This is a genomic window from Gluconobacter albidus, assembly GCF_002005485.1.
GTDB lineage: Bacteria > Pseudomonadota > Alphaproteobacteria > Acetobacterales > Acetobacteraceae > Gluconobacter > Gluconobacter albidus.
Window position 1 is genome coordinate 926,366 of the sequence record NZ_CP014689.1, and the last position, 11,334, is coordinate 937,699.

General features: G+C 63.3%; 8 protein-coding genes. All 8 read right to left on the reverse strand.

The window, feature by feature from the left end; genetic code table 11:
• Positions 1–95 precede the first annotated feature (95 nt).
• Entirely contained in the window at positions 96–4,631 is a 4,536-nt protein-coding gene (locus A0U94_RS04150) for an AAA family ATPase (RefSeq protein WP_077802534.1), read from the reverse strand.
• 35 nt (positions 4,632–4,666) lie between these two features.
• Positions 4,667–5,302 (reverse strand): thioredoxin domain-containing protein, encoded by a 636-nt coding sequence (locus tag A0U94_RS04155; protein ID WP_062030267.1) that lies wholly within the window; start codon positions 5,300–5,302, stop codon positions 4,667–4,669.
• Positions 5,303–5,938 (reverse strand): thioredoxin domain-containing protein, encoded by a 636-nt coding sequence (locus A0U94_RS04160; RefSeq protein WP_062110782.1) that lies wholly within the window; start codon positions 5,936–5,938, stop codon positions 5,303–5,305.
• A 56-nt stretch (positions 5,939–5,994) separates the two neighbouring features.
• Positions 5,995–6,942: a hemolysin family protein gene (locus tag A0U94_RS04165; RefSeq protein ID WP_062110380.1), complete on the reverse strand. Its 948-nt coding sequence runs from the start codon at positions 6,940–6,942 to the stop codon at positions 5,995–5,997.
• Positions 6,939–7,445 (reverse strand): rRNA maturation RNase YbeY, encoded by a 507-nt coding sequence (gene ybeY, locus A0U94_RS04170; protein ID WP_077802535.1) that lies wholly within the window; start codon positions 7,443–7,445, stop codon positions 6,939–6,941. Before ybeY ends, A0U94_RS04165 begins: the two co-directional genes overlap by 4 nt.
• The gene (locus A0U94_RS04175; RefSeq protein WP_077802536.1) at positions 7,414–8,598 is read right to left on the reverse strand and encodes a PhoH family protein; all 1,185 of its coding nucleotides are present in this window, start codon (positions 8,596–8,598) and stop codon (positions 7,414–7,416) included. The genes ybeY and A0U94_RS04175 overlap by 32 nt, the downstream gene beginning before the upstream one ends.
• On the reverse strand, positions 8,592–9,992 hold the full coding sequence (gene miaB, locus A0U94_RS04180) for a tRNA (N6-isopentenyl adenosine(37)-C2)-methylthiotransferase MiaB (protein ID WP_244178063.1): 1,401 nt from the start codon (positions 9,990–9,992) through the stop codon (positions 8,592–8,594). The genes A0U94_RS04175 and miaB overlap by 7 nt, the downstream gene beginning before the upstream one ends.
• Before the next feature lie 272 nt (positions 9,993–10,264).
• Complete coding sequence (locus tag A0U94_RS04185; protein WP_077803833.1) at positions 10,265–11,221, reverse strand: lysophospholipid acyltransferase family protein; 957 nt, start codon at positions 11,219–11,221, stop codon at positions 10,265–10,267.
• Between the last annotated feature and the right edge of the window lie 113 nt (positions 11,222–11,334).

An 11,334-nucleotide genomic window follows, 5' to 3' on the forward strand; every position in this document is an offset into this window, starting at 1 on the left:
GAGGATCAACGAAGATGGCGCGTGCTTTCTGATTTTCCTTCTATCAAAGGGCCAGAACGGTCCAAGGTCAATTTATCTGTTTGAGAAAATTGACCTCAGCCGTCCATCAACGCGGCTGCGCGCCCCAGATCGACTGACAGCACCCGGCTTACACCACGCTCCTGCATCGTGACACCATAAAGACGATCCATATGCGCCATTGTCAGCTGATGATGCGTCACCACCAGAAACCGCGTTCCGGCTTCCCTGGTCATGTCGGACAGCAAAGAGCAGAACCGCTCCACATTGGCATCATCAAGCGGCGCATCCACTTCATCGAGCACGCAGATCGGGGCCGGATTGCATCGGAAGGTCGCAAAGATCAGCGAAAGTGCGGTCAGGGCCTGTTCGCCACCCGACAGCAGGGACAGCGTGGAGAGCTTCTTGCCCGGAGGCTGCGCGAAAATTTCCAGCCCGGCTTCCAGCGGGTCATCGCTTCCGACCATACCCAGATGGGCGCGTCCGCCGCCGAACATCCGGGCGAACAAAGACTGGAAATGCCGGTCCACTTCCGAAAAGACCGCCAGAAGGCGCTCGCGTCCCTCGCGGTTGATCGTGCCGATCCCGCCGCGCAGCCTGTTGATGGCAGCCGTCAACTCCGCATGTTCGCGGGCAATGGTTTCCGCCGTCTCGCGGGCTTCCTCGAATTCGGCTTCGGCCCGCAGATTGACCGCACCAAGGTCTTCGCGCTCGCGCGTCAGGCGGGAGAGGCGCCGGCGGGTCGCGGTCTCAGCCTGTTCAGACAGGTCGGAGGGGTAGGCTGCGCCCTGTGCGCCGCCTTGTGGGGGTTCGCTGTCGGCCAGCAGGCGTTCTCGGGCGGCGACAGCCTGTTCCGCGCGCTCGGTCAGGCGTGCGATCGCCTCGCGCCCCGCGGCCAGCGCCAGATCGGCAGTGCGGCGCTGCTCATGTGCTTCAAGCCCGGCAACTCCAGCGGCCTCATCAGCGGCCCGTGCCGCATCGTAAGCGCTCTGGGCGTCCGTCAGGATCTGGTCATGACCGGCAAGTTTGCGCTCCAGTTCGGCGGGAACCGCGCTCACGGTCTGGAAGCTGTTGTGCAGTTCGTCCCGCCGGTCCCGCAGATGCGCAAAGCTGGCTTCTCCGGCCGCGATCTGGTTTGCCAGTCCTTCAAGTCTGGCACGGATCGCAGTCAGGGCGCCGGTAAGGCGAACGTCTTCGAGGGAAAGGCGCGCGCTTTCGGTGCGGGCAGTTTCCAGAAAATGCCGCGTTGCATGGAGAGGAGCCGTGGCGTCCTGAACCGCCTGTTCCAGCCGTGCGGGTTCAGGACGCTCCGCCAGTTCGGCCATCCGTTTCGCATGGTCGTCCCGCAGACGGGTGACGAGGGCCTGAAGCTCCGTCTGACGGGGTTGCAGTGCGTAGCGGCGGGCGAGGGTCGTTGCGGCAGTCTGGTCCAGCGTCTGGAGTTCGCGGGTCAGACGCTGGGCGTCTTCACGGCTCTTTCGCGCGGCTTGTGTCGCTGTATCCGCCGCAGAGCGTGCCAGATCGAAAACCTGCTGCGACGTTTCGGCGGCGGTCCTCAGGGCGAAAATGTCAGGACGGTTTTCCTGCTGTTGAAGAGAGGCACGCTGTTCTGCAAGACGGGCCTGTTCCGCTTCCAGCCGCGCTATGGCTTCATCCAGATCCCGCAGACGCGCCAGCGTGGTGTCGTGGCGCAGAAGAGCCTGATCCAGCGTCCGGGCGGCGGTATCGGCGGCATTCCGGGCGTCCTGAAGTCTCGTTCCCGCCACCCGGAGCGTTTCGCGGGCGGCTTCGGCATCCTTTGTGCTGTTTCGGGCCTGCGCCTGAAGGTTCTCGGGATCGGGATGGGCGGCCAGTTCGGCTTCTGTCTGCGTGACGCTGGTCTGTGCGGCTGTCAGCGCGCCTTCCGCGTCTTTCAGGCGTTCGCTGGCCTGTTCCCAGTGGGCGAGCGCAAGGGCCGCTTTCTGTTCCATCCGCGACGAGACGGTCCGGGCTTCGGCCAGTTGGGGTTCGAGTGTCGCGCGTTCCTGTCGCAGGGCGGTGAGAGCCACTTCCGCCCGCTCGCGGGCCTGCAAGGTTGCGGCACAACTTTCTTCCAGTGCGGGCTGTGACGCAAGATGGGACTGAAGCAGCGTGCGGGCGTCCGTCAGGCGGCGACGCTGCTCCAGCCGTGCAGCACCGGAATCCGGGGCGTCGGCCGAGCGGATAAAGCCGTCCCAGCGCCAGAGCGCCCCGCTGCGACACACCAGAACCTGCCCCGGATGGAGGGTCTTTTGCAGTTCGGGCCCCGCAGCGTCGTCATCCAGCAGGAATGCGGCGTCCAGACAGCGTTGCAGTGCTTCAGGCGTTTGAACAAGCCTCGAAAGCCGGACGCAGTTCTGCAGTTCTGCGGGCGCAAGCCGCTCCAGCGGCCGCCAGCGCCGATCGGCTGGAACACTGTCCGGAGCAAGAGAGGCATCCAGCCCCTCCGCCAGAACTGCCGCGACGGCCCGCGCCATGTCTGCGGGAATGTCCAGCACATCTTCGAGTGGGTCGGGCTGTGCGGCCACGGCACTAAGGCTCTGCTCCAGCCCTTCACATTCGCCCTGCGCGCGCAGGATCAGCGTCTCCAGTGCGGAAAGTGCCTGCCGCGTCTGCGCCTCCCGCTCACGGGCGGTCGTGAGGGTGGCGTCCGCGTCCGAAAGAGACTGTTGAAGGGTTTTCAGGCGGTCTTCAGCCTGCGTTACGGTATCGCGGACGCCCTGAACCGTCTGCTCAGGAACGAGAGCGGTTCGGGCCGTAGCCTCCGTCGTTGCCGCGAGCTGCACTTTCTGGCGCGCCTGATCGCGTGTGTGGCGGCTCTGTTCGACGGCGCGGAGCAGCGTTTTATGACGCTGCATACCTTCCTCGGCCGCCGCACGGGCTTCCAGCCAGATCGTGCCGAGGCGTTCCTGCTCCTGCCTTGCCTGTGCTTCCTGAGCGTGGGCGTCGCTCTGGGCCTGTGCCGTGACGGCGCGGGTTTTTTCAAGGTCCGCTCGGGCTGCTTCGGTCAGGAGCCCGGCCTGGGCAGCCTCACGTGTTGTGCGGTCCTGCGTGATCTGCGCCTGTGTTGTCTGAAGGCGTCTGTCCAGATCGGCTTCCGTGGCTTCCAGCGCCTGAAGGCGATTTTTACCATCTGTCAGCGCCTGTCCGTCCAGTTCCGCTTTCAGGCGCGCGTCCTGCAAGGCCGTTATGCAGTCCTGTTCCCTGCGGCTGTCGGCTTCGGACTGTTCCTGCATCGACGCGACATTCCGGCGCAGCGCATTCAGTGTCGCATCATCAGGTGTGGCCGCGTCCAGCGCTGTAATTTCAGCCTGAATGGCATCGAGCGCGCTGGCTTCCGCATCGAGCCGCAGCGTCAGGGCATCGAGCCCTTCCATCATCGCATCCCTGCGGATGGCTTCGGCATCCCGCAGACGGGTTGCGTCTTCCAGCGTGAGCGCCTGCTCCTTTTCGAGCGCATCAAGGCGTTCGCATTCGGAGCTACAGGCTAAGCGGAGCTGAGGCAGGGCAGCCATCTCGGATTCAAGGTCCGTACATTCCCCGACTGCGATGCCTCGCGCAGTCTGGTCCGCCGTCAGGCTGGCATCACTTCGGGCCAGATCGCCTTCTGCCTGTTCGAGGCGCAGGCGTGTTTCGGTTTCGGTCTGCCGGGCGCGGTCGAGATCCTGTTTCAGGGTCTCGGACTGGACTTTCAGGCGTTCAAGCGTACTGCGCAGACGGTCCGTTTCCTCGCGCGCCTGCGGGGCGGCCTTGCGGGCTTCGAACTCGGCGATGGCCGCGGTTTCGGCGGCAAGTTCGGCTTTCTTCAGATCCTCGCGCGCCTTGGCCAGATCGTCCCGGCTGCGCTGTACGGCCAGATTGGCGCGGGCATGAAGCAGGGCGTGAAGCGCGGTTTCCGTCTCGCGGATTTTTTCGGAAAGCTCACGGTATTTCCGGGCCTGAACCGTCTGGCCTTCGAGGCTCGCAAGCCGCTCCTCAAGTTGAAGACGCAGGTCTTCGGCACGGGAGAGGTTGGCTTCGGTCTGGCGGAGCTTGAGTTCGGCGTCGTGGCGTCTGGCGTGCAGACCTGTGATGCCCGCAGCTTCTTCAAGCAGCAGGCGCCGTTCCTCGGGCTTGGCGGCGATGAGCTGGCCGACGCGGTTCTGGCTGATGATCGCGGAGCTTCGTGCGCCGGAAGCCAGATCGGCAAACAGGGTCTGAACGTCACGCGCGCGCATGACGCGACCGTTGATGCGATATTCGCTGCCCGATCCGCGTTCGGCGCGGCGGCTAATTTCCAGCTCTTCCGCGTCCTGAAACGGCGAGGGCGCCAGACCTGCCGCATTGCTGAGATGCAGCGTGACCTGTGCGATATTGCGGGCCGAGCGTGCGCCCGTACCAGCAAAGATCAGATCATCAAGCTCTCCGCCCCGCAGGGCGCGGGCGGAGGTTTCGCCCATCGCCCATCGCAGGCCTTCGACGACATTGGACTTGCCGCAGCCGTTTGGCCCGATGATCCCCGTCAGACCCGGGAGGATATCGAGACGCACCTCATCGGCGAAACTCTTGAAACCGCCGATGCTCAGGCGGTCGATCGTCGTGGTACGGCTCGACATCAGGGTATGGAAATACTGGTCCTAAGGTTGGCGGATCAGGACGCCTTGGCGACGAGATCGGCGAATTTTTCGTAAGTTTCAGGGTCCTGGTCGTAATGCGTATTGTTGAAGCGGAAATACGGCGTACCCTGGATGTTGTATGTGTCCGCGTCCTTCTTGACCTGATCGAACAGCGCCTCGGCGAAGGCATTGTCCTTGCTGATGGCGTCGAACTGGGCTGCGGAGACACCGGCGAGAGCAGACATCTGCTGAAGGCGCTGCATCGGGTCGCCGCCTGCGGCGAAAGCCCACTGCATCTGGCTGGAGAACAGGGCTTCGATGAAGGGAACGTAACGTTCTTCGGGCAGGGAGCGGGCCACCATGGCCGCCGTCAGGCCAACACGATCACCGCAGAAATCATGGAACTGATAGCGGATCTTTCCCGTGTCGATCAGCTTTTCCTTGATCTTGGGAAATTCTTCCGTCGCGAAATGCGCACAATGCGTGCAGGTGAGCGAGAACCATTCCTGCACCAGAACCTTGGCGTTCGGGTTGCCAAGAATACGCGGGCTCAGTCGGGCGTCGCTTGAAGTCGCATCGGCGGCACGGGCTGTACCGACGGCGGTTCCCGCAACGGCGAGGGCCGGGGCGGCAGAGACGAAAAAGCGGCGGGAAAGGGAAAGACGGGTCATTCAGGAGGCCTTTGCGACTGCTTTGGCGAAATCATCATAGCTCCCGACCACGGTGGGCGCGGGAACATCATTGATGCGGAAATATGGCGTGCCCGGGATCTGGAGGAAAGCGCCGTCGTGATCCTGTTTGTTGATAATGGCTTCACGCAGGGCATTATCGGCGTTGATCCGGTCGAATGCTGCTGCGTTCACCCCGAACAGGGCCGCGCGTTTCTTCAGTTCGGCAACCGGGTCAATGTTCTGTGCGAAAGCCCATTCGTCCTGATGGTCGAGCAGATCCGTCACAAAGGCTGCGTATTGGTCCGCCGGCAGGGAGCGGGCCACCATGGCGGCCAGCAATGCAACCTGATCAATCGGGAAATCATGGAACCGATAGCGGATCTTTCCCGTGTCGATCAGGTTCTTGCGAACCTGCGGAAAAATCTCCCGCGAGAAATGCGCGCAGTGCGAACAGGTCAGGGAGAACCATTCGTCCACTATGACCTTCGCATCCGGCGAGCCGATGAAGCGTGGCCCCATGCGCTGATCGCTGGCGGGTACGTCGTCCGCGTGGGCGAAGGGCGCGGCCGCAGTGGCTATGAGAGCCATTCCGGATGCGAGAAGGGTACGGCGGCCGAGAAGCTGGGCGGCAGGCATGAACGGGGCTCCGCTGGAAACGATGGTGATACTCGAACGACGAACGGGGGGCTCCGTCAAGAGCCCCGATCGTCTTCCTGTGTCTTGAGAGCGGGAAGAGGCTTGTTTTCCCAGCCTTCCGGAACCCTCATGCGCAGGGCGCGGATATGCCGGGCGTCGGCGTCCAGAACGCGGAATTCGAGGCCGCTTTCATGGGTCAGAACCTCATCCCGGGCAGGAACATGTTCGGCCAGACGGAACACCAAGCCCCCCACCGTCTCGATTTCGGCCTCCCGTTCGGCCTCCGTCAGGACGGCGCCAAGCCGTTCTTCAAGCTGCCGGACCGGAAGACGGGCGTCGATATCGAAAGAACCGTCCGGACGCTCCACCCACATGGTCGTCACCGGATCGTCATGCTCGTCCGAAATATCGCCGACGATGGTTTCGATCAGATCTTCGATCGTCACGAGCCCGTCGATGCTGCCATATTCGTCAATGACGAGGGCCATGTGCATCTGGCGCTGACGCATCTGGAGCAGCAGGTCCAGCACGGGGATCGTTGGTGCGATCATCAGGGGCTGACGCAGAAGCGGACGGATGTCGAAGGCTTCCGGCTCGCCGACATAGGCGATCAGATCCTTCACATGGATCATGCCTGCGATGTCGTCGAGCTGATCGCGATAGACCGGAAGGCGGGAGTGGTTTTCCCGACGCATCAGGTCCAGCGCTTCGCCGAACGGGAGAGCCTCGGGCATGGCAATAATGTCTGCGCGTGGGATCATGACGTCATCAGCCGTGATGTCGCGCAGGCGCAGCACGTTCATGATGAGGGCGCGTTCCTGCCGGTCGAGTTCCGGCTCGTCGCTGGAATCCTCGGCCGGCTGGCTGGCTTCGTGAACAAGGGTCGCGATGGATTCGCGCAGGCCCTGATCGCGGTTGCGACGGTTGAAAAGTCCGAAAAGTCCGCGCGATGAGCGGCTTTTGCCCGACTCTTCCGATGAGCGGTCGTTTGTATCGTCACTCATATCCGGACACTCCCCGCCATCTGCCCGTTGCCCTGCTGCCATGGATCGCCAAAGCCGAGGGAGCGCAGCGTCCGGGTCTCGATCCTTTCCATTTCCCGGGCTTCACCGGGGTGGTGATGATCATAACCGGCAAGATGCAGCGCGCCATGCACAACAAGATGGGACAGATGCGCCTTCAGTGAGCGTCGTGCGGCGTCTGCTTCCCGGCGGACAGTCTCATAGCCCAGCACGATATCTCCGCCATGCTCCGGCGAAAGTGGCTCGAACGTCAGGACGTTCGTGGGCTTGTTCTTGTCCCGGAAGCGCGCATTGAGGCGCTTGACGATCCTGTCCGTTGCCAGAAGGATCGAAGGGGCCGGAGACTGTGTGAAATCGGGGCCACCCTGGCGGGCGACCGCGACGAGAGCGCGCCGGATTGCGCGCTCCGTTCCCGGCACCGAGGCGCGCCAGCGCGCGTCCTCGATGATGATGTCAGTGCCGGCGTGTCGACTTGGAGGTTCCATTGTTTTCCCGGCGCAGCCTGTTCCGGAAGACGTCCCGGGGGGCTGGCGCTTTCTGTTCATAGGCATCGACGATACGGGCAACCAGCGGATGGCGCACCACATCTTCGGAAGAAAAACGCGTTATGCCGATTCCCTTGATGCCTTCGAGGGTCTCGACCGCTTCGCGCAGACCGGATGATACACCATTTGGCAGGTCGATCTGACTCAGATCGCCCGTAATGGCCATGCGTGTGCCTTCACCCATGCGGGTGAGGAACATCTTCATCTGGGCTGCGGTCGTATTCTGGGCTTCGTCCAGAATGACGTAGGAATGAGCGAGCGTGCGTCCGCGCATGAAGGCGAGGGGCGCCACTTCGATCTCACCCGTCCCCATGCGGCGCACCACCTGATCGCCCGGCATCATGTCATGCAGGGCGTCGTAAAGCGGGCGCAGATATGGGTCGATTTTTTCGCGCATGTCGCCAGGCAGGAAGCCGAGGCGCTCGCCAGCCTCAACAGCCGGGCGGGACAGTACGATCCGGTCCACCTGTCCGGCGAGCAGCATGCCGACGGCCTGCGCCACGGCGAGATAGGTCTTGCCCGTGCCGGCAGGCCCGATGCCAAACACCATGTCGGTATTGGCCAGCATTTCCATATAAGCGGCCTGACCGTGCGAACGCGGCGCGATCACACCGCGTTTGGTCCGGATGGCGGGCAGATCCCCGAACGGAGTGGCGGGCAGCGTCTGCGGTTTGCCATGACCCTTTTCCGGACGGCGCTGGCCATTGCCGCGCGGAGAAGGCTCCTGCGCAGCAGCCGGACGGGCCTGTCGTGTATCGACCGGACGCTCCGGACGGCTGGGGAGGGCGGTCAGGCGAATGACGCCATCGACCTGCGAGGCATCAATCGTGCCGCCCTGTTCGAGCTGGTTGTACAGGGCGATGATGGCCGCCTGTGCGCGCCCGACCGAGTCCGTTTCGCCAGAGATGGCAATCTTGTTGCCGCGACAGGACAGCTTGACGTTGAACCCTTCCTCCAGCCGGACAAGATGCCGGTCATGGTCTCCCAGCAGGCGCTGGAGCAGGATGTTGTCGTTAAAACGCAGGGCAACGGTGCGGTTGCCTTCGGAGCCACTGCTGGTGGCGACGGGACGGGTCGGGTGCGTTGTCAGCAAGCGGAGGCTGTCTCCCGGATCAGGGTACCGCCCAGGGAATTGGTGCGGCGTGTGGTGATGGCGACCTTGACGGTGGAGCCGATCAGATGGTCGGGGCCGTCGAAGTGAACGGGTTGCAGATAAGGCGAACGCCCGGCGATCTGCTCGGGCTTGCGGCCCCGGTTCGTCACCAGGATTTCCTGCACCGTCCCGACCATGTCGGCATTGAAAGCGTCCTGCTGTTCGCGCAGAAGCGCCTGCAACTCGGCCAGACGGCGATCCTTCACGTCCTCGGGCACCTGCATCGGCTGACCGGCGGCGGGTGTGCCTGGACGGGGGGAATATTTGAAGCTGTAAGCCATGGCGAAACCGATATCGCGCACGAGCTGCATGGTCGCTTCGAAATCTTCCTCCGTCTCGCCGGGATGACCGACGATGAAATCGGAAGACAGGGCCAGATCCGGCCGGGCCTCACGCAGCTTTCGAACGCTCTCGCGGTATTCATCCGCCGTATGGCCGCGGTTCATGGCCTTGAGGATCCGGTCCGAGCCGCTCTGCACCGGGAGATGCAGGAACGGCATGAGGGCCGGGTTGTCCCGGTGCGCGTCGATCAGGCTCTGGTCCACGTCGCGGGGATGGGACGTCATGTAGCGGATGCGGCCCAGACCGGGGATCTGCGCAAGCTGTTCGACCAGCTCCGCCAGCGTGGCACTCCCGCCTTTGCCGTCATCGCCATGATAGGCGTTCACGTTCTGCCCGAGCAGGGTGATCTCGCGCACGCCGCTCTCGGCCATCCGGCGCGCCTCGGCCATGACCGAGGCAACCGGACGGCTCGTTTCCGCGCCGCGCGTATAGGGCACGACGCAGAACGAACAGAACTTGTCGCAGCCTTCCTGAATGGTGAGGAACGCCGTGAGATTGCCCTGTGTCTGTGGGGCGGCATCCGTGGGCAGGAAATCGAATTTCTGCTCGACCGGAAAGTCCGTCTCGATCACGGCGCCACCGGCACGGGCGGCGCGGGCCACCATTTCGGGCAGCTTGTGATAGGTCTGCGGACCGAGCACCAGATCCACATAAGGCGCGCGGGAGAGGATGACCTCTCCCTCGGCCTGCGCCACGCACCCGGCAACAGCGATGATGGTGCGATCCTGACCGTTTCCGATGCGCTCGTCGCGGATCTTGCGAAGGCGTCCGAGCTCGGAAAAAACCTTCTCCGTCGCCCGTTCGCGGATGTGGCAGGTGTTGAGAATGACCATGTCCGCGTCTTCGGGGCGCTCGACCGGTCCATAGCCCAGCGGGCGCAGGACATCGGCCATGCGCGCGCTGTCATACACGTTCATCTGGCAGCCCCATGTGATGACATGAAGGCCGCGCGGTGCCTGCACGGTGGGCATGGGGTCGGAAGAAGCGGGCATGGCTGGGAAATTCGGGGTGGTGGTCAAAGTTTCGGTCCGGGAATGGCAGATTCAGGCACACACATCGGGGCAGGCATCCTCGGGGTCAAGCCTGTTCCGGGAAACGGCATGCCGAACGCAAGGGGCCGACGGATGATCAGACGGTCCTGAATGGGTAATACCACCTCCGGACACGAAGGCCGGGTTGCCGCCGTGTCATGATCCGAAAGTGACGTGGGAGCGGGCTTCAAGTCAAGACAAACCTGATGTCAGTCCCCGCTATGGAGCGCATTTCAGGCTTTCACAGCTTTCGGGCGACCGCGGCGGAGGTCTGCCGCACCGCTGTTGACGGCTTCGAAGGTCGCGCGCGAGAGGTCTTTGCGGGACAGGAAGCCATCCGGTGTGATGGGCTCGTGCAACATAAGGGACGCCCCCATGGAGCGCCACTGCCCGAAGGACCACAGATGCGGCGCAAGATCCATGTCGCCGTACCAGGAGAACACATTCCGTCGTCCACGACCGACCGGCAGCCCTTCAAGGCTGTCATAAACCACGGAAACCGGCTGGATCAGGACAGGCGGTGCCTTGGGCAGGCCCACCTTCTCCAGGCGTCCGGGCTTGGCGACCGCGAAGAACGAGGACAGGAACGGCAGAACGCGTGAGCCGTCCGACGACGTGCCTTCGGGGAAGAGCACGATATCGTCGCCGTCCCACAGATGCGCGGCCATTTCCTGAAGTTCGCGGCTGGTATCCTGACGGTTGCGGCTGACGAAAATGGTGCGGCCCAGACGCGACGCCGTACCGATGAGCGGCCATTTGCCGACTTCGCCCTTGGCCACGAACACGACGGGAAGTTCGCTGCCAATGATGGCGATGTCCAGCCAGGAACAGTGATTGGCGACGAACACGACCGGGCGTTTGCCGTTACGGACGTCCCTTGCGGTCCGCACGCCACCCGCGCTGCGGCCGATGACTTTTGTCTTGATGCCCAGAATCCGGCACACGCCTCTCCAGTAAATGCGCGGCATCATGATTTTCAGCCGCCCGGGCAACCGCACCAGAAGAGCCTGCAGACTGCACGCCCAGAACGTCCAGATCAGGACGAGGGACAGGCGCAGCGCACAGCGCAGACGGCTGTAGAGCGATGTGGACGTTGTTGGCTGCAAAGCCGGAAAGGCGGCATTTCCATCCACGACGGGACGGTTGTGACCGCGTCGGCCGTTCGGGGTCTGGGCATCACGATTGGACATGGGTGCTGAGTGATACGGTTTTCGAAGGGACGACACAATCTTGTTTGTCTCCGCGGCCTTCATTTGTGTTAGTGGGTACGGAGCGTTTTTCCGGCGTGTCCCAGCGGGAGAGG

Bases quoted from the DNA above. Each gene is read 5' to 3' on its own strand.
- A0U94_RS04155 (WP_062030267.1), bottom strand. From the start codon at position 5,302: ATGACCCGTCTTTCCCTTTCCCGCCGCTTTTTCGTCTCTGCCGCCCCG.
- A0U94_RS04165 (WP_062110380.1), bottom strand. From the start codon at position 6,942: ATGAGTGACGATACAAACGACCGCTCATCGGAAGAGTCGGGCAAAAGC.
- ybeY (WP_077802535.1), bottom strand. From the start codon at position 7,445: ATGGAACCTCCAAGTCGACACGCCGGCACTGACATCATCATCGAGGAC.
- A0U94_RS04185 (WP_077803833.1), bottom strand. From the start codon at position 11,221: ATGTCCAATCGTGATGCCCAGACCCCGAACGGCCGACGCGGTCACAAC.
- A0U94_RS04150 (WP_077802534.1), bottom strand. From the start codon at position 4,631: ATGTCGAGCCGTACCACGACGATCGACCGCCTGAGCATCGGCGGTTTC.
- miaB (WP_244178063.1), bottom strand. From the start codon at position 9,992: ATGCCCGCTTCTTCCGACCCCATGCCCACCGTGCAGGCACCGCGCGGC.
- A0U94_RS04160 (WP_062110782.1), bottom strand. From the start codon at position 5,938: ATGCCTGCCGCCCAGCTTCTCGGCCGCCGTACCCTTCTCGCATCCGGA.